General features: G+C 69.1%; 21 protein-coding genes. 11 read left to right on the top strand and 10 right to left on the bottom strand.

The features are described 5' to 3' along the window. Positions 1-23: 23 nt before the first annotated feature. Both ABEU20_RS00105 and ABEU20_RS00100 read left to right on the top strand, forming a co-directional pair. The gene (locus ABEU20_RS00105) at positions 24-1,031 is read left to right on the top strand and encodes an ABC transporter substrate-binding protein (protein ID WP_420162396.1); all 1,008 of its coding nucleotides are present in this window, start codon (positions 24-26) and stop codon (positions 1,029-1,031) included. Positions 1,032-1,040: 9 nt separating this feature from the next. Next, a complete protein-coding gene (locus ABEU20_RS00100; protein ID WP_420162395.1) occupies positions 1,041-1,517 on the top strand; it encodes an NUDIX hydrolase in 477 nt (158 codons plus the stop codon). 22 nt (positions 1,518-1,539) lie between these two features. On the opposite strand, the gene ABEU20_RS00095 is transcribed toward ABEU20_RS00100, so the two are convergent. From ABEU20_RS00095 to nrdH, 5 genes are all read right to left on the bottom strand, one after another. Next, on the bottom strand, positions 1,540-1,926 hold the full coding sequence (locus ABEU20_RS00095) for a VOC family protein (protein WP_420162394.1): 387 nt from the start codon (positions 1,924-1,926) through the stop codon (positions 1,540-1,542). Between the two features lie 214 nt (positions 1,927-2,140). Continuing rightward, positions 2,141-3,148 carry a class 1b ribonucleoside-diphosphate reductase subunit beta gene (gene nrdF / locus ABEU20_RS00090; RefSeq protein ID WP_420162393.1) on the bottom strand — a complete coding sequence of 336 codons (1,008 nt, stop codon included), beginning with the start codon at positions 3,146-3,148 and terminating at the stop codon, positions 2,141-2,143. A 46-nt stretch (positions 3,149-3,194) separates the two neighbouring features. Continuing rightward, positions 3,195-5,381, bottom strand: coding sequence for a class 1b ribonucleoside-diphosphate reductase subunit alpha (gene nrdE / locus ABEU20_RS00085; protein ID WP_420162392.1), 2,187 nt, complete (start codon positions 5,379-5,381; stop codon positions 3,195-3,197). Beyond that, positions 5,339-5,797, bottom strand: a complete 459-nt coding sequence (gene nrdI, locus ABEU20_RS00080; RefSeq protein ID WP_420162391.1) for a class Ib ribonucleoside-diphosphate reductase assembly flavoprotein NrdI — start codon at positions 5,795-5,797, stop codon at positions 5,339-5,341. Before nrdI ends, nrdE begins: the two co-directional genes overlap by 43 nt. A 55-nt stretch (positions 5,798-5,852) precedes the next feature. Next, positions 5,853-6,086: a glutaredoxin-like protein NrdH gene (gene nrdH, locus ABEU20_RS00075; RefSeq protein ID WP_420162390.1), complete on the bottom strand. Its 234-nt coding sequence runs from the start codon at positions 6,084-6,086 to the stop codon at positions 5,853-5,855. A 621-nt stretch (positions 6,087-6,707) separates the two neighbouring features. Between nrdH and ABEU20_RS00070 the strand changes: the two genes are divergently transcribed. Beyond that, a complete protein-coding gene (locus ABEU20_RS00070; protein ID WP_420163100.1) occupies positions 6,708-7,535 on the top strand; it encodes a siderophore-interacting protein in 828 nt (275 codons plus the stop codon). Between the two features lie 79 nt (positions 7,536-7,614). Here ABEU20_RS00070 and ABEU20_RS00065 read toward each other — a convergent pair whose 3' ends face one another. After that, positions 7,615-8,178, bottom strand: coding sequence for an NADPH-dependent FMN reductase (locus tag ABEU20_RS00065; RefSeq protein ID WP_420162389.1), 564 nt, complete (start codon positions 8,176-8,178; stop codon positions 7,615-7,617). A 96-nt stretch (positions 8,179-8,274) separates the two neighbouring features. Between ABEU20_RS00065 and ABEU20_RS00060 the strand changes: the two genes are divergently transcribed. After that, complete coding sequence (locus tag ABEU20_RS00060) at positions 8,275-8,898, top strand: TetR/AcrR family transcriptional regulator (RefSeq protein WP_420162388.1); 624 nt, start codon at positions 8,275-8,277, stop codon at positions 8,896-8,898. Positions 8,899-8,907: 9 nt separating this feature from the next. Then, complete coding sequence (locus tag ABEU20_RS00055; protein ID WP_420162387.1) at positions 8,908-9,720, top strand: META domain-containing protein; 813 nt, start codon at positions 8,908-8,910, stop codon at positions 9,718-9,720. A gap of 12 nt (positions 9,721-9,732) precedes the next feature. Here the strand turns inward: ABEU20_RS00055 and ABEU20_RS00050 are convergent, their stop codons facing one another. Then, positions 9,733-10,287, bottom strand: coding sequence for a nucleosidase (locus ABEU20_RS00050; protein ID WP_420162386.1), 555 nt, complete (start codon positions 10,285-10,287; stop codon positions 9,733-9,735). 105 nt (positions 10,288-10,392) lie between these two features. Here ABEU20_RS00050 and nadE point away from each other — a divergent pair, with 105 nt between their 5' ends. Both nadE and ABEU20_RS00040 read left to right on the top strand, forming a co-directional pair. Continuing rightward, on the top strand, positions 10,393-11,238 hold the full coding sequence (gene nadE, locus ABEU20_RS00045; RefSeq protein WP_420162385.1) for an ammonia-dependent NAD(+) synthetase: 846 nt from the start codon (positions 10,393-10,395) through the stop codon (positions 11,236-11,238). Between the two features lie 30 nt (positions 11,239-11,268). Then, entirely contained in the window at positions 11,269-12,036 is a 768-nt protein-coding gene (locus tag ABEU20_RS00040; protein WP_420162384.1) for an SDR family oxidoreductase, read from the top strand. A gap of 6 nt (positions 12,037-12,042) precedes the next feature. Here the strand turns inward: ABEU20_RS00040 and ABEU20_RS00035 are convergent, their stop codons facing one another. Together ABEU20_RS00035 and moaA are read right to left on the bottom strand one after the other, a co-directional pair. Continuing rightward, positions 12,043-12,303, bottom strand: a complete 261-nt coding sequence (locus tag ABEU20_RS00035; protein WP_420163099.1) for a MoaD/ThiS family protein — start codon at positions 12,301-12,303, stop codon at positions 12,043-12,045. A gap of 1 nt (position 12,304) precedes the next feature. Further along, positions 12,305-13,381: a GTP 3',8-cyclase MoaA gene (gene moaA / locus ABEU20_RS00030; RefSeq protein WP_420162383.1), complete on the bottom strand. Its 1,077-nt coding sequence runs from the start codon at positions 13,379-13,381 to the stop codon at positions 12,305-12,307. Between the two features lie 73 nt (positions 13,382-13,454). Here moaA and ABEU20_RS00025 point away from each other — a divergent pair, with 73 nt between their 5' ends. The 3 genes from ABEU20_RS00025 to ABEU20_RS00015 are packed head-to-tail and all read left to right on the top strand — an operon-like array spanning position 13,455 to position 16,067. Then, complete coding sequence (locus ABEU20_RS00025; RefSeq protein WP_420162382.1) at positions 13,455-14,651, top strand: molybdopterin molybdotransferase MoeA; 1,197 nt, start codon at positions 13,455-13,457, stop codon at positions 14,649-14,651. A gap of 14 nt (positions 14,652-14,665) precedes the next feature. Then, positions 14,666-15,661: a bifunctional molybdenum cofactor biosynthesis protein MoaC/MoaB gene (gene moaCB, locus ABEU20_RS00020; protein WP_420163098.1), complete on the top strand. Its 996-nt coding sequence runs from the start codon at positions 14,666-14,668 to the stop codon at positions 15,659-15,661. Then, positions 15,654-16,067: a molybdenum cofactor biosynthesis protein MoaE gene (locus ABEU20_RS00015; RefSeq protein WP_420162381.1), complete on the top strand. Its 414-nt coding sequence runs from the start codon at positions 15,654-15,656 to the stop codon at positions 16,065-16,067. Before moaCB ends, ABEU20_RS00015 begins: the two co-directional genes overlap by 8 nt. Before the next feature lie 101 nt (positions 16,068-16,168). Here the strand turns inward: ABEU20_RS00015 and ABEU20_RS00010 are convergent, their stop codons facing one another. Next, positions 16,169-16,342: a hypothetical protein gene (locus tag ABEU20_RS00010; protein ID WP_420163151.1), complete on the bottom strand. Its 174-nt coding sequence runs from the start codon at positions 16,340-16,342 to the stop codon at positions 16,169-16,171. Between ABEU20_RS00010 and ABEU20_RS00005 the strand changes: the two genes are divergently transcribed. Next, positions 16,305-17,713, top strand: a 1,409-nt coding sequence (locus ABEU20_RS00005) for a DEAD/DEAH box helicase (protein ID WP_420162380.1), incomplete at its 3' end; no start/stop codon positions are given. The two genes, ABEU20_RS00010 and ABEU20_RS00005, sit on opposite strands and share 38 nt — an antisense overlap.

The following is a 17,713-nucleotide window of genomic DNA, read 5'->3' as shown; positions in this document are numbered from 1 at the left end:
TCGCCGAACAGGAAGTCGTCGCATTGCACAGTTCCCAGCCCGCAGGACCCGTCCGCCGGATCGCCGTCACCGCGCTCGCGGCGGGGGCGCTCGTCGGACTCGTCGGCTGCGGCAGCGCGACGGACGACGACGCGAGCACCGTCGTGCGGACGACGACCAAGATCGCCGGGGCCGGTGTCGTGAACGTCGAACGCGACACCGGCGCCGCGTGTGCCGAACCCTCCCCCGCCGACCCGGGTGCCGCCGACCCGCAGCGGATCGTCGTCCTCGACACGGCCGCGCTGGACGCCGTCTGCGCGCTGGGCCTGCAGGGTCGGGTCGTGGGCGCCGTCACCCCCGGGGGCACCGACCGGCAGCCGTCGTACCTGGGCCCCGGTATCGCGGCGCTGCCCGGCATCGGGGTCGCCGGCGCCCCGGAGGTCGATCTCGTCGCGCAGTCCGGCCCCGACCTGATCCTCGGGGCGGCACCCGCCGACCCGGCGCTGGCCGATCGGCTCCGGGCACTCGCGCCGACCGCGTTCGTCGGCGCGGATGCCGTCTTCTGGAAGGACCGTTTCCTCGCGACGGGCGAGGCGCTGGGACGCTCCGGCGCGGCCCGGCAGGCCCTCGACGCCTACACCGCGGACGCCGCACGGATCGGAAACGAACTGGGTGCCCGGCAGACGCAGGCGTCGGTGGTGCGGTTCGGTGCCGATTCGCTCGCGATCATGGGGCCGGGCAGCTTCTCGGGCCAGGTCCTCGCCGACGCCGGTGTCCAGCGGCCGCCCACCCAGCGACTCGAGGTGGCGTCCGAGGACGTCGACGATCTCGGCCGAGCCGAGGGCGACCTGATCTATGTCGGCTTCGACGGTCCCGCGGGTCTCGAGCACGGCAAGTCGGTGATGGATTCCGACGACTGGTACGCCCTCGGCGCCGTCCCCGACAAGCGCGTCTTCGCTGTCGACGACGAGATCTGGAACGGCGGCAACGGCGTCGTCGCGGCGCGGGCCGTCCTCGCCGATCTGCAGCCGAGCCTCAACGGCTACGCGTAGAAGTTCACCGTGCCGGTACCGGAATTCGTTGCGGCGCTCCGCGAACACGTGGGAAACGCGCCCCTGTGGCTGCCCGGCGTGAGCGCCGTCGTGGTGGACGACGCCGGACGGCTCCTGCTGACCCGGCGGGCCGACAACGGGAAGTGGGCCGTCGTCTCGGGCATCCTCGAGCCTGGTGAGGAACCCGGTCCGGCGGCGCTGCGGGAGATCCGTGAGGAGACGGGGATCGACGCCGAACTGGTCCGGGTGAGCAGCGTCGACACCGCAGGGCCGATCACGTACCCGAACGGCGACGTCGCCAGCTACCTGGACGTCTGTTTCGTCGCGCGCGCCGTTGCGGGCGAGGCGCGGGTCGCGGACGACGAGAACCTCGAGGTGCGCTGGTTCTCCCCCGACGCGCTGCCGGCGGATCTCACGGAGTCGTCGCGGCGGCGCCTCGACGCCGCGCTGCGCTGCGACGAACACGCCTGGTTCGCGCGCGACTGACCCCGGTCAGTCCTGAACCGAATCAGCCCTGCGCTGTCTCCCACAGACCCATGATGTTGCCTTCCGGGTCACGGAAGTATGCCGCGAATCCCATTGTGCCCACGGGCTGTTTCGCCGCGACGGTCGCGCCGCCGAGTGCCTCGATCTTCGCCAGTGCGGCGTCGATGTCGGCGACGTCGACCGTGATCACCGGACCGCGTGGAGCCTCGTCGGATCGCTGGAACATGCCGCCGCCGATGTAGCCGGGTTCGGCCGGCATCCCCGATTCCTCCACGGGCCCGGTGGACACGCCGGTGTACTCCAGCTCCGGCATCTCGGTGACGTTCCAGCCGAACGCCTGCCGGTAGAAGTTGCGGGCCCGGTCACCGTCGTCGAACGGGACCTCGAAGTGCACTACTCGACCGGTCATCGCCGTCTCCTCGATCGTCGTCGGGTGTGTCGGTCTACGGTCTCGACAGTAGGCCCGGCCCGTCCCGCATCACAACGGTTCGCTCGGAACCCCGTTCGAGGCAGGGCTTCCGGGATGCGATCCGCCGCACTTCTCCGGAAACGCCGACGGCCGAATGTCACACCCGTTCAGTCCTGAACGCGTGTGACATTCGGCCGCGGAGAGTGCGGTGGAACTAGAAGTCCCAGTCGTCGTCCTCGGTGTTGACGGCCTTACCGATGACGTAGCTCGAACCCGAGCCCGAGAAGAAGTCGTGGTTCTCGTCAGCGTTCGGCGACAGGGCCGAGAGGATCGCCGGGTTGACGTCCGTCTCGTCCTTCGGGAACAGGCCCTCGTAACCGAGGTTCATCAGCGCCTTGTTGGCGTTGTAGCGCAGGAACTTCTTGACGTCCTCGGTGAGCCCGACCTCGTCGTACAGGTCCTGCGTGTACTCGACCTCGTTGTCGTACAGCTCGAACAGCAGCTCGAACGTGTAGTTCTTGAGCTCCTCACGCTCGGCCTCGGTGACGCGCTCGAGTCCGCGCTGGTACTTGTAGCCGATGTAGTAGCCGTGCACGGCCTCGTCGCGGATGATGAGGCGGATCACGTCGGCCGTGTTGGTCAGCTTGGCCCGCGACGCCCAGTACATCGGCAGGTAGAAGCCCGAGTAGAACAGGAACGACTCGAGCAGCGTCGAGGCGACCTTGCGCTTGAGGGGGTCGTCGCCCTTGTAGTAGTCGAGGACGATCTGCGCCTTGCGCTGCAGGTTCGGGTTCTCCTCCGACCAGCGGAACGCGTCGTCGATCTCACGCGTGGTGCACAGCGTCGAGAAGATCTGCGAGTAACTCTTCGCGTGCACCGACTCCATGAACGCGATGTTGGTGAGCACGGCCTCCTCGTGCGGCGTGACCGCATCGGGGATGAGGCTCACGGCGCCGACGGTGCCCTGGATGGTGTCCAGCAGCGTCAGACCGGTGAACACCCGCATCGTGAGCTGCTGCTCGTTGGGCGTGAGGGTGGCCCACGACTGGATGTCGTTGGACACCGGCACCTTCTCGGGCAGCCAGAAGTTGCCGGTGAGACGGTCCCACACCTCCGAGTCCTTCTCGTCGGGGACGCGGTTCCAGTTGATCGCCGAGACGCGGTCGACCAGCTTGATGCGAGTGCCGTCGGCCGGAGAATGCGCGTTGGGAGCGGAGGTCATCGTTCTTCCCTGTTCGAGTTTCGTTGCGGGGTTCCGGAATTGGCGATCACAACATGCACGAGACGCAACCCTCCACCTCGGTCCCCTCGAGGGCCATCTGACGCAGGCGGATGTAGTACAGCGTCTTGATGCCCTTGCGCCACGCGTAGATCTGCGCACGGTTGACGTCGCGCGTGGTGGCGGTGTCCTTGAAGAACAGCGTCAGCGACAGGCCCTGATCGACGTGCTGCGTGGCAGCCGCGTAGGTGTCGATGATCTTCTCGTACCCGATCTCGTACGCGTCCTGGTAGTACTCCAGGTTGTCGTTGGTCAGGTAGGGCGCCGGGTAGTAGACGCGACCGATCTTGCCTTCCTTGCGGATCTCGATCTTCGCGGCCACCGGGTGGATCGAGCTGGTGGAGTTGTTGATGTACGAGATCGAGCCGGTCGGCGGGACCGCCTGCAGGTTCTGGTTGTAGATGCCGTACTGCTGCACGGACGCCTTCAGCTCGCGCCAGTCGTCCTGCGTGGGGATGTGGATGTCGGCGTCGGCGAACAGCTGCCGCACCTTCTCGGTCTTGGGCTCCCACACCTGATCGGTGTACTTGTCGAAGTACTTGCCCGACGCGTACTCGGACTGCGGGAAGCCCTTGAAGTGGGTGCCGCGTTCCTTCGCGATCAGGTTCGACGCCCGGATGGCGTGGTACACGACCGAGTAGAAGTAGATGTTGGTGAAGTCGATGCCCTCTTCGGAACCGTAGAAGATCCGCTCGCGCGCGAGGTAGCCGTGCAGGTTCATCTGCCCCAGACCGATCGCGTGAGAGTCGTTGTTGCCCTGCTCGATCGACGGCACCGAGTAGATGTGCGTCTGGTCCGAGACGGCGGTGAGCGCACGGATCGAGGTCTCGATGGTCTTCGCGAAGTCCGGCGAGTCCATCGTCAGCGCGATGTTGAGCGAGCCGAGATTGCACGAGATGTCCTTGCCGACATGGCTGTAGGACAGGTCGTCGTTGAACGTCGACGGCGTCGAGACCTGCAGGATCTCCGAGCACAGGTTCGAGTGCGTGATCTTGCCCTCGATCGGGTTCGCCCGATTCACCGTGTCCTCGAACATGATGTACGGGTAGCCCGACTCGAACTGCAGCTCGGCGAGGGTCTGGAAGAACTCGCGCGCCTTGATCTTCGACTTGCGGATCCGCTTGTCGTCGACCATCTCGTGGTACTTCTCGCTGACGTTGATGTCCGCGAACGGGACGCCGTAGATGCGCTCCACGTCGTACGGCGAGAACAGGTACATGTCCTCGTTCTTCTTCGCGAGCTCGAACGTGATGTCCGGGATCACGACGCCCAGCGACAGCGTCTTGATGCGGATCTTCTCGTCCGCGTTCTCGCGCTTGGTGTCGAGGAAGCGGTAGATGTCCGGGTGGTGCGCATGCAGGTACACCGCGCCGGCGCCCTGGCGCGCACCGAGCTGGTTGGCGTACGAGAAGGAGTCCTCGAGCAGCTTCATGATTGGGATGACGCCGGAGCTCTGGTTCTCGATCTTCTTGATCGGGGCGCCGTGCTCACGAACGTTGCTGAGCAGCAACGCAACTCCGCCGCCGCGCTTGGACAGCTGCAGGGCCGAGTTGATCGAACGGCCGATCGACTCCATGTTGTCCTCGATGCGCAGCAGGAAGCACGAGACGGGCTCGCCGCGCTGCTTCTTGCCGGAGTTGAGGAACGTCGGGGTGGCCGGCTGGAAGCGGCCGGCGATGATCTCGTCGACCAGCTCGGTCGCGAGCGTCTCGTCGCCTGCGGCGAGGGTGAGCGCCACCATGCAGACGCGGTCCTCGAAGCGCTCGAGGTAACGCTTTCCGTCGAACGTCTTGAGGGTGTACGAGGTGTAGTACTTGAAGGCGCCGAGGAACGTCGGGAACCGGAACTTCTTCGCGTACGCCCGGTCGATCAGCGACTTCACGAACTCGCGCGAGTACTGGTCGAGGACCTCGGCCTCGTAGTAGTTCTCCTCGACCAGGTAGTCGAGCTTCTCGTCCAGGTTGTGGAAGAAGACCGTGTTCTGGTTGACGTGCTGCAGGAAGTACTGCCGCGCCGCGGCGACGTCCTTGTCGAACTGGATCTCCCCGTTGGGACCGTACAGGTTCAGCATCGCGTTGAGCGCGTGGTAGTCGAGCTCGCCCGCCGACGCGTCGGGTCGTGCCGCAGCGCGCTCTACACTCCCAGCCGGGGCTGAATCTGTGATGGTCGGTGCCACTGTTCACTCTCCATGAATTGTGCGACGCCCTCGCGCACGGCGACGACGTCCTCGGCTGTTCCCATTAGTTCGAAGCGGTACAGGTACGGGACCCGGCACTTCTGTGAAATCACGTTCCCGGCGTAGCAGTACGACTCGCCGAAGTTCGTGTTACCGGCAGCAATCACGCCTCGGATGAGGTCACGATTGTGCTTGTTGTTGAGGAATCGGATGACCTGCTTGGGCACGTAGCTCGTGTCGCGTCCCGTCGACGTCGTACCGCCCCCGTAGGTGGGAAGGATCAGGACGTACGGTTCGTCGACCTCGAAGAGGCCTTCACGGTCATGTAGGGGGATGCGCGTCGCGGGGACACCGAGTCGTTCGACGAATCGGTGTGTGTTCTCCGACGCGCTGGAGAAGTACACCAGCGAAGCCATCGGCGTTCACCATTTCACTCGAGGTGGATCATCCCCGCGGCGCTGCCGCGATGGGTCAGGCAGCGTTTGCGGTGAGGTCCTTGATGCGGTCCGGACGGAAGCCCGACCAGTGCGCGTCGCCGGCCACCACGACGGGGGCCTGGAGGTATCCGAGGGCCATCACGAAGTCGCGCGCCTCGGGGTTCTCGGAGATGTCGACGATGTCGTATTCGAGACCGGCCTTGTCGAGGGCGCGGTAGGTGGCATTGCACTGAACGCAGGCGGGCTTGGTGTAGACGGTGATGCTCATGATGGTCCCTCTTTCCACGGCCTGGCGAGCTCTGGATGTGCACTCTGCTGCCGAGGATGGGGCCTGAATTTCAGCCCGGGATCCAGTTCGTTCCCGTTGTGCCCTCTCGGCTGTGTAGACACTACACCTTGTGGCCGACAGAAACCCACAACCCGATATCTTGCGAGTGACACGCTTGATATTCGCAGGTCGGCCCCTTCCGGCGGCCCCCACCGAACCCCGTTTCGGCGTGTCGCGGGTCACATTTTCGAGGGGTGGCCGGGGTGAGTTCGCTCACGTCCCCGGCCCGGGTCCACACAGTCGGGTAACCGGCGCCACAGTAGCGGCCCGACACCGGCTGCCGGCGCCCTCCCGTGGCAGCCCGCGACCGGATGGACGACCCACCGGAGACGCACCTCGGACGCCCGCGCGCGACACGCCGGGGAAGACACGCCGAACGCGGTCCCGACGCCTCGCCGGGCGGTCTGCCGACACCCCGACAGCCGCGTTAACTGATCGGTAACCGGCTGTCACGGGGTGCCCCACCGTCAGGCACCCTGTGCCAGGGTGAGAGCCGTGCCCGACACTCCGAGTCCGTACTACTTCGCGCCCGTGGCGAACGTCGCCCGCGTCACGCCCAACATGCAGAGGATCACCCTGCGCGGCGGCGACCTGCGGCACTTCACCTCGAGCGGGGATCCCGACGAGCGTCTGCTGGTCGTGTTCCCCGACGACGGGCAGGACGCTCCGCCGAGCCCGGTGCGGATGGGGTCGACTCTCGACTACCCGTCCGACGGGCCGCGTCCGGAAATGCGGAGTTACACGGTGCGGCGGTGGGACCCGACGGCGTGCGAGATGGACATCGACTTCGCCGTCCACGACGGCGGTGCGGCCGTCCGGTGGGCGCTGCAGGCCCGCCCGGGGCAGACGCTGGGCGTCACCACCGCCTCGGGTTGGTACCGCCCGCCCTCCGACACTGCGTGGCAACTGCTGCTCGCCGACATGACGGCGCTGCCCGCCGTGGGCCGAATCGTCGAAGGCCTGACTCCGGGCACCCGGGTGCACGTCGTCGCGGAGGTCACGACCGCCGACGACGAGCAGCGGTTCGAGACGTCCGGCGAGGTGACCTACACGTGGCTGCGCGGCAGCGGCAACGGCGTCGGCGCCAGTGCGCTCGCGTCGACCGCTCGACGATGGAGCCTCCCGGACGGCCCGGGCTACGTGTGGTTCGCAGGTGAGGCCGGGCTTTCTCGGACGGTGCGGCGGTGGGTGCGTCACGATCTCGGCTGGCCCACCGAGCGCTACGACGTCATCGGCTACTGGCGTGCCGACAAGGCGGCCTGGACCGCGCGCTACGAGCAGGTACGCGAGCGGATCGAGGCCGCCCAGCTCGGGGCACTCGAGGCGGGCGGCGACTTCGACTCGGTGCGGGACGCCGTCGACGCGGCCATGGACGACGCCGGACTCTAGCCCCCCGACACAGCTGAAGGGTCCCTTCAGACGCTCGGAGCGTGTGAAGGGACCCTTCAGCCGGGGGACCGCAGCGACGTCAGGCGCTGACGAGAGCCTGGGAAGCCTCGACCAGAGCGGCGACGACGCCACCGACCTGCTCGGCGACCTCGGCGTTCTCACGCGGGTGCAGCTCGCCGAACTTCTGGATGGTGCCGCCGATGGACAGCTCGGCCGCGAGGACGTTGCCGCCCGCGATGCCGAGGGCCTTGCGGGCGTCGTCGTGGGCCCACTTCGCGGCGTTGGGGCTCGGGGAGGCGCTGATCACGGCGACCGGCTTGTCCTTGACGGCACCGGCACCGTAGGGGCGCGAGAGCCAGTCGATGGCGTTCTTGAGGACGGCGGGGATGGTGCCGTTGTACTCCGGGGTGACCAGGAGCAGGGCGTCGGCCTGGGCGGCAGCGGCGCGCAGCTCGTCGACGCCGGCGATCGAGGCGCCCGGGACGTCGACGTCCTCGTTGTAGAAGGGCAGGTCTCCGAGGCCCTCGAAGATGGTCACCTCGACGCCCTCGGGGGCGACGGCGGCGGCGGTCTCGGCGACCTGACGGTTGACGGAGCCGGCACGGAGGCTGCCGACGAGGGAGAGAACGCGGGTCTCAGACATGACTGGGTGCTTCCTTCGGTGGTGCGATGGTTGACGCTGCAACAGGTATAGCAGCACAAACGGACCGTGGTCCACTTATGTTCCCGCTGGGCTACGATGCGTGACGTGAACAGCCCACTCATTCCGCTGGTGGACGCCGAGATCCCCGAGCGATGTGACGCTGCCCGCAATCGGAAACTGCTCCTCGATGCGGCGGCGGACCTCGTCGCGGAGCGGGGCGTGGACGCCGTGACGATGGAGGCCGTCGCCGCGAAGGCCGGTGTCGGCAAGGGCACGGTCTTCCGACGGTTCGGCAGCCGCTCCGGGCTGATGAACGCACTGCTCGACCACACCGAGCGCGAACTGCAGCACGCATTCATGTTCGGTCCGCCGCCGCTCGGGCCCGACGCTCCCCCGCTGGTCCGGCTGATCGCCTTCGGCCGCGCCCGCCTCGACATGGTGACCGTGCAGGGCGACGTGCTGCGCGCCGCCGAGGGCTCTCCCGAGTTCCGCTACTCGGGACCGGCCCGCGCGGTCAGTCTGCGGCACATCGTCACGCTGCTCCACGACGCGGGCGTCGACGGCGACGTGGATCTGCTCGCCGTCGTGCTCCTCGCCGCTCTCGAGGCGGGCCTCGTGCTGCATCAGATCCGCGCCCTCGGAATATCGCCCGAACGCATCGCCGACAACTGGGAAGACCTGGCCCACAGGATCACCCGAACCGGACCCGGTGTCCCCTAGGGTGTGGCCATGCGCACGCAGACCGTCCTTCTCGCACTCCTGGCCGCCTCGACCCTGAGTGCGTGCAGCAATGCCGACGGTGACACCGGCGAGCCCGCCACCACCTCCCCTTCTGCGACGGCGTCGGCGGCCGACGCCCTGTGGGGCCGGACGTTCCTGTCGACCGCGGTGGCGGGACCGGCGATCCCCGGCGGCGGACCGCTCGAGGTCGCCTTCCCGGAGCGGAACTCGATCGCGATGAGTGCGGGCTGCAATCGCGGCGTGAGCAGTGTCGAACTGACGGGCGGCATCGTGAAGACCGGCGCGATCGCAACCACGATGACGGCATGCGCCGGCGACGTCGCCGGCGCGGACAAGTGGATGACCGACCTGTTCGCGGCGCGGCCGGCCTGGGCACTGGACGACGGCGTCCTCACGCTCACGACGCCCGACACCACCGTCACGCTCGCCGACAAGAAGTCCGCGAACCCCGACCGTCCCGTCGTCGGCACCACGTGGGTGGTCGACACGCTGATCACGCCGCAGGCGGTGAGTACGTCGGCCGCACTCGAGACGTCGGCGCCGACGCTGACCATCGGCGACGGCGGCCAGGTCACCGGGACCACCGGATGCAACCGCTTCAACGGCCCCGCGACGGTCGACGGCGACACGATCACGTTCGGCCCGTTGGCGACGACGAGGATGGCCTGTCCCACCGACGTCGCCGAGGTGGAGCGCTCGGTCCTGCACGTGCTGGACGGTCAGGTGACGTACGAGGTGGACGGCGCCACGATGCGACTGATGCAGGCGGACGGCACGGGCCTCGGCCTGCGCGGTCACTGACGAGCAGGACAGCTACAGCGCGTCGCGCAGCCACCCGGCGAGCACCCGGGCACTGGCGTCCACCTGCGCGGGCCAGTCCATCGCGGAGTCGTCGGCGTGATCGCTCACGTGCTTGACCAGCCGACAGCGGGCGCCGATCCGATCGCACGCGAAGGCGATCGCGAAGCCCTCCATGTCGACGAGATCGGCCCGGGCCGCGAGCGCATCGCGAACCTCCGCGTCGGAGACGAAGGTGTCGCCGGTCGCGAGGACCGACCCGTCGCCGTCGGCGAGGTCGATCACGTCGCGCACGGGGTGTCCGAGCGAGCGCAGTACCTCGGCACTGATGTCGTGGTTGAGAACAGCCGACGGCACGTACAGGCCGGCATGGTGGCCGTGCAGCGCGCCGGCGGTGCCGATGTTGACGACGAGGGGCAGTCGCTCGGGGGCGAACCCGGCGAGGGCCTGCGTGACGGCGACCGCGGCCGCGACCTTGCCGATCCCCGTGACGACGACGTCGATGCCGTCGGGCACGTGGGCCGCTTCCTCCCGCGTGGCGCTCACCACGAGGATTCCGGTGCTACTCATCAACGTCTCCCGAGTTCCGTGACGCCGCCGATGACGCCCGGGCCACATCCTGCCGTGCCGGTTCGCCGTGCTGCGCACCCGACCCGCGCTCGCTACAGTTCTGCCATGGCAATTTCGCGTGCGCGCATCATCGCGGAACTCGGTGTGGAACCGACGATCGATCCGGCGGCTCAGATCCACAGTCGGGTGCAGTTCATCAAGGACTATCTGCTCTCGACGCCCGCGAAGGGTTTCGTCCTCGGGATCAGCGGCGGGCAGGACAGCACCCTCGCCGGGCGGCTGACGCAGTTGGCCTGTGAGGAACTGCGCGCCGACGACCACGCCGCCGAGTTCGTCGCGGTGCGGTTGCCCTACGGGACACAGGTCGACGAGGAGGATGCGCAGGTCGCCCTGAAGTTCATCGCACCCGACCGCTCCCTGGCCGTCAACGTCAAGCCCGGCACCGACGCGACCGCGGGCGAGGCATCCGGGGCGATGCGCGAGATCCTCGGCGACGGTGCGCAGCTGCGGGACTTCGTGCGCGGCAACATCAAGGCGCGCGAGCGGATGATGATCCAGTACGCGATCGCCGGCGAGCTCGGCTATCTCGTGGTGGGCACCGACCACGCCGCCGAGGCCGTCACCGGCTTCTTCACCAAGTTCGGTGACGGAGGGGCGGACCTCACCCCGCTCGGCGGGCTCACCAAGCGGCAGGGGGCCGCGCTGCTCGAGGAACTGGGCGCCCCCGACTCCACCTGGAGGAAGATCCCCACGGCCGACCTCGAGGACGACCGGCCGTCGCTGCCCGACGAGGTGGCGCTGGGCGTCACCTACCAGCAGATCGACGATTTCCTCGAGGGCAAGGACGTCGCCGACGACGTCGCTGCCAAGCTCGAACGGATGTATCTGAACACCCGCCACAAGCGCACGGTGCCCGTGAGCCCGGCCGACACGTGGTGGCGCGAGGACTGACGCGGGCGAGAGGACCAGGGGGGAACAACTGTGACGACGTATCTGGTCGCGGGCGGCACGGGAGTCGCGGGCCGGGCCGTGGTGGCCGAACTGGTGCGACGCGGGGAGACCGTGCGGGTGCTGAGCCGTCGCGGGGCAGCGCTGGGCGCCGGCGTCGAACACGTCGCCGGCGACCTGATCACCGGCGAGGGACTCGGGGACGTCCTCGAGGGCGTCGACATCGTGATCGACACGACCGACGGCAAGACGCGCCGGACACGTGCGGTGCTCACGACCGGAGCGGAGCATCTGCTGTCGGCGGCCCACGCTGCCGGCGTCTCCCGCGCGGTACTGCTGTCGATCGTCAACGTGGACCGCAGCACGTTCGGGTACTACCGGGCCAAGACCGAGCAGGAACGCCGCTACGCCGAGTCGCCGCTGCCGACGCAGGTGGTGCGGGCGACGCAGTTCCACGAGTTCGTCCCGATGCTCTGCGCGCCGACGTCGAAACTGGGACTGATCCCGGCGTTCACCGGTGCCCGCTTCCAATCGATCGACACGTCGGACGTCGCGCGCGCACTGGTCGACGCCGCGCAGCACGAGTCGGTGACGGCGGAGCCGGTCGTCGTCGCGGGTCCGCAGGTCCTCACGATGCGCGAGATGGCCGAGGCGTGGAAGGCCGCGACGGGCGCCCGCGGCCGGGTGACGAATCTGCCGATGCCCGGCGCTATGGGCGCGTTCTGGCGGAACGGCTGGAATTTGGTGCCCGACAACCGCTTCGGGACCGTCACGTTCGATCAGTGGCTGGCCGCGCAGTAGCCGCTGTCAGCCACCCGCGAACGGGGGCAGCACGTCCACCTGCGCCCCGATCGCGCTGTTCGGGTCGCGGGTGAGTTCGGAGTCGACGAGGTACGCGGCGACCCCGAGGATCTTCGCCATCCGCGCCCCGTAGCGCTCGGCCAGCAGCTCCCGCAGGTGTGCCAGATCTGCGGCGGCGGGCACCGTCAACGTCTCCTCGGTGCGGTCCGCAGCCTCGGCCGCCGCCGCGAAGTACCGCACCTGCACCGTGCGCACCGTCTCGAGAATGTCAGCCACCGATCGCTCCCATACTTCGCTGCGGCGGAACGAAACCCGCCGCATTGATCCCGTGTCCGGCCCACTTGTCCCACATCGCGGCCCGCCACGACTGCGCGAGTTCCTCGTCGTCGGCGCCGGAGCGCAGCGCGGCCCGCAGGTCCACCTCGCGGTCGCTGAACAGGCACGACCGGACGGTCCCCTCCGCGGTGAGGCGGGTGCGATCGCACTCCTCGCAGAACGATCTGGTGACCGACGCGATGATCCCGACCGTGGCCGGTCCACCGTCGACGAGCCACTCCTCGGCGGGCGCGGACGGGTCGTCGCGGCCGATCGCCCGCAGGTCGAAGCGTGCGCCGAGAACATCGAGCAGCGTCTGCGCGTCCACCATGTTCTCGCGCGCCCACTCGTGGTCGGCGTCGAGCGGCATCTGCTCGATGAACCGCAGTTCGCATCCCGCTTCGATGCACCACTGCAGCAGTTCGACTGCGCCGCTGAGCGTTTCCTGCATCAGCACCGCGTTGATCTTGAGCGGGGCGAGTCCGGCGTCCTGCGCGGCGCGGATTCCCGCCAGCACGGACCCGAGCCGGTCGCGGCGGGTCAGTTCGGCGAAGTGGGCGCGGTCGACGGTGTCGAGCGAGACGTTGATCCGGCCGAGTCCGGCGCGGGCGAGCGCCGCCGCCCGATGTTCGAGCCCCACGGCATTGGTCGTCATCGACAGTGGAACACCGGGCACATGTTCGGCACAGCCCGCGACGATGCCCTCGAGATCGCGCCGCATGAGCGGTTCGCCACCCGTGAACCGAACCTCCCGGACACCCAACCGATGCACCGCGATTCCGACCAGTCGGACGATCTCGTCGCCCGTGAGCAGCCGCGCGGACGGGATGGCGGGCAGGCCCTCGGCCGGCATGCAGTACGTGCACCGCAACGAGCACTTCTCGGTGATGGAGACCCGCAGGTCGCGGGCCGTGCGCCCGAAGGTGTCGATCAACTCCGGCACGTCGGGACGTCCGGCCGTCGACGGCGCGGTGCGCACGGTCGGGATACCGACGTCGATCGCCGTCCCGGTCCGTGTCGCGGCTGTCATGCCACCAGTATGCCGCCGCCGGGCCCTCCGAGTGCGGTGAAGAACGCCGTGGGGGTGCCTAGGATTGGCTGTCATGGCACAACGTCCGGGTGCGCGATCCGTCGAAGACCACGCCGCCGACGTGGCCCGACTGCTCGCGCCGATGCTCACGCGACCGTCCGAGACCGTCCGGCTGGGCGACGCGCTCGGCCGGGTGCTGTCCTACGACGTCGCCTCTCCGGTCGATCTGCCGCTGTTCCGGAACTCGCAGATGGACGGCTTCGCGGTGGACGCGGCGTCGGTGAGTTCGGTCCCCGCGACACTGCCGATCGTGGCGACTGTGCCCGCCGGACCGGCAGAACCCGCTCCGCACGTCCCGGCCACCGCGGTCCGGATCATGACCGGGGCGGTGCTGCCGGACGGTGCGGACGCCGTCGTCCCCGTCGAGGACACGGAGGTGTCGGACGGGAAGGTGACGGTTCTCCGCTCGCGCGGAGCCGGCGATTTCGTCCGCGAACGCGGGAGCGACGTCCGCACCGGAATGCAACTGCTCCCCGCCGGAACCCTGCTCGAGCCACGCCATCTCGGTGTGCTGGCCGCCGTCGGCCTGGCGTCGGTCGGGGTGCGGACCCGACCGCGGGTCGCGGTGATCACGACCGGCGCCGAACTGGTGGACGCCGGCGTCACCCCGCAGCCTGGGCAGATCTTCGACTCCAACGGGGCCGCGCTGTCGGCGAGCCTGCGCGCGAACGGCGCCGAGGTGTCGGTGGTGGACCGCAGCAGCGACGAACCGGACGCCTTCCGCGCCTGTCTGCGCCGCGCGGTCGCGCGCGCCGAACTGGTGATCACGTCGGGAGGCGTGTCGATGGGCGACTACGAGGTGGTCAAGGACGTCCTGACCGAACTCGGCGCCCGATTCGGGCCGGTCTCGATGCAGCCCGGCGGACCGCAAGGTCTCGCGCTGGTCGACGAGGTCCCGGTGCTGACGTTCCCGGGCAACCCGGTGAGCACGATGGTCTCGTTCGAGGTGTTCGTGCGCCCGCTGCTGCGCCGCGCCGTCGGCCTGCCCGGCATCCCGCACGAGGACGCGGTGCTCGACCACGCCGTGACGTCGGTCGCCGGGAAGCGGCAGTTCCTCCGTGGCCGCCGTACCGGCTCCGGCGTGGAGGTGGTGTCCGGTCCCGGCTCGCATCTCGTGGCGGCGCTCGCGTGGGCCGATGTGTTGATCGACGTTCCAGCCGACGCGGTGTCCCTCGCCGCGGGCGATCGAGTGAAGGTGTGGCCCCTGTAGTGAGCGAGCAGAACATGACCGAACTGAGCCATCTCGACGGCGAGGGCCGTGCTCGGATGGTGGACGTGAGTGCCAAGGCGGACACGACCCGGATCGCGGTCGCCGCCGGCGAACTCGTGACGACACCCGAGGTGGTGGCGCTGGTGCGCGCCGACGACATGCCGAAGGCCGACGTCCTGTCGACGGCACGGATCGCCGGCATCTCCGGCGCGAAGAAGACCTCGGAGCTGATTCCGCTGTGCCACCAGCTGGCGCTGTCGTCGGTGAAGGTCGAGTTCGGGTTCACCGAGTCGTCCATCACCATCGAGGCGACCGCAAAGACCAAGGGCCCCACCGGGGTCGAGATGGAAGCGTTGACCGCGGTCGCGGTGGCCGGTCTCACCCTGCACGACATGGTCAAGGCCGTGGACCCGGCCGCGACACTCGACGGCGTCCGTCTGCTGACGAAGGAAGGCGGCAAGCGCGGGCAGTGGCGGCGCGACGGAAGCCCGCGAGGAGCTTCCGAATCGACCGAGCCGCGCCGCGAGGTGCGCCCCGGTTCGGCGACGGTGCTCGTGGCGTCGACCGGTGGTGCGCGCGGCACCCGGCCCGACACGACCGGCCCGACGATCGCGGCGTGGCTCGAGTCGCGCGGCCACACGGTGCGGGGCCCCCTCGTCTACGCGGACGCCGACATCGCGGCCGGTCTGGCCGACGCGCTCGCCGACTCCCCCGCGCTGGTGATCACGACCGGCGGAACCGGCGCCTCCCCCACCGATGCCACCCCCGAGGCCACCCGTGCGGTGCTGGACCGGGAGTTGCCGGGCATCGCCGAGGAGATGCGCCGACTGGGCGCGCAGGTGACACCGCACGCGTCGCTGAGCCGAGGTCTCGTCGGACTGTCCGGCCGCACCCTGATCGTGAACCTGCCGGGTTCGCCGGGCGGGGTGAAGGACGGTCTGTCGGTGCTGGATCCGATCCTCGAGCACCTGCTGGCCCAGATCGCCGGAGGGGGTGCGCACGATGAGTGACGTGTTCGCCCACATCTCGTCCGATGCGCTCGATCCGGCCGTCGTCGACGCGGCCGTCGCCCGCCCCGAGCACGGTGCCGTCGTAGCGTTCACGGGTGTCGTCCGGGACCACGACGGCGGACGTTCGGTCTCCGCCCTCGAATACCAGGCCCACCCCGACGCCGAACGGTTCCTGCGTCGGTGCTGCGAGGAGGTCTCCGCGCGCACCGGTCTGCCGGTCGCCGCCGTGCATCGCGTGGGGTCGCTCGCGATCGGTGATCTGGCCCTGGTCGCCGCGGTGGCCGCACCGCATCGCGCGGAGGCCTTCGCGGCCTGCGCGGAACTGGTCGAGCGGATCAAGGCGGAGGTGCCGATCTGGAAGCGGCAGACCTTCGCCGCCGGCACGTCGGAATGGGTAGGCCTGTAGCCCCTGGGGTGATCGCCCCGACACTGCCGCCGATACCTCGAGCGGGTACGCTCACGTGTACTGGACGTTCGCTTGCGAGCCGTCCAGCGTCGTAGAACGCTTCATTTCGCGCCGGATCCGAGCATCTGCTCGAGGTGCACCAGCACAAGCATTTCTTGCGGCGATCGATCTTGCCTCCCGGCAATGTCGCCACCTTGTGCAGGCCGTGCACCGGGATCTTCCCGGCCGTAGGCGTGCATGACGAATGCCCGAAAGGCACCGACAAACTTGTCCACCAGCGTCACCACCTCGTCCGACGAATCCGCTACGGCCACCTTCGAATCGCTCGGCGTCCCTGCTCCGATCGTCTCCGCTCTCGCGGACGGCGGAATCACCGCGCCGTTCCCCATCCAGGTCGACACCCTTCCCGACACGCTCGCCGGGCGCGACGTTCTCGGGCGCGGCAAGACGGGTAGCGGCAAGACCCTCGCCTTCTCGATCCCACTCGCGACACGCCTGGCGGGCGGCAAGCGTCGTGCCGGTAAGCCGCGCGGCCTCGTGCTGGCTCCCACCCGCGAACTCGCGACGCAGATCACCGCGACGCTCGAGCCCCTCGCCGGCGCGCTCGGCCTGCGCGTCACCACGATCTTCGGCGGCGTCTCCCAGCACCGCCAGGTCAAGGCCCTCGAGAGCGGTGTCGACATCGTCGTCGCGTGCCCGGGGCGCCTCGAGGACCTCATGAAGCAGGGCTGCGTCACGCTCGACGCCGTCGAGATGACGATCCTCGACGAGGCCGACCACATGGCCGATCTCGGATTCCTGCCCGGCGTCACCCGCATCCTGACGGCGACGCCGAAGGGCGGGCAGCGCCTGCTGTTCTCGGCGACGCTCGACAACGGCGTCGACAAGCTGGTCAAGCGGTTCCTGCAGAACGAGGTGCTGCACTCGGTGGACGAGGCGAACTCGCCCGTCGCCGCGATGACCCACCACGTCTACGACGTCGCCGGGGTCGAGGCAAAGAAGGCCCTCGTCCACAAGCTGGCATCGGGCCAGGGCCGACGCATCCTGTTCATGCGCACCAAGCACCAGGCCCGCAAACTGGCGCGTCAGCTCACCGAGTCCGGCATCCCGTCGGTGGACCTGCACGGCAACCTGTCGCAGAACGCGCGTGACCGGAACCTGGCCGCATTTTCCGAGGGCACCGCACGCGTGCTGGTCGCGACCGACGTCGCGGCGCGCGGCGTGCACGTCGACGAGGTGGAACTGGTGGTCCACGTCGATCCGCCGGCCGAGCACAAGGCGTACCTGCACCGTTCGGGCCGCACCGCCCGCGCCGGCAGCGCCGGTGACGTCGTCACGATCGTGCTGCCCGAACAGCGCAAGGACCTCTCGGCCCTGATGCGCAAGGCCTCGATCAAGGTGACGCCGGTTCAGGTGACCGCGGACTCCGAGCATGTGGTGACGCTGGTGGGCGAGCCTGCACCGCACGTGGCGCCCTCCCCCAAGTCGGACAAGCCCGCGGGTGACGGTCGCCGTCAGGGACAGGGGCAGCGTCCGGGTCGCCGCGGCGGTCAGGGTGGTCAGGGCGGCCGCAGCCGTGGGCCGCGCACCGAGGGCGCCGGATCGGGCGGACAGGCCGGCGGCGGGCGGCGACGCTCGGGCGGACG

This window comes from Rhodococcus parequi, assembly GCF_046042785.1.
Taxonomy (GTDB): Bacteria; Actinomycetota; Actinomycetes; order Mycobacteriales; family Mycobacteriaceae; genus Prescottella; species Prescottella parequi.
This window is presented reverse-complemented; position numbering and strand designations above follow the sequence as displayed.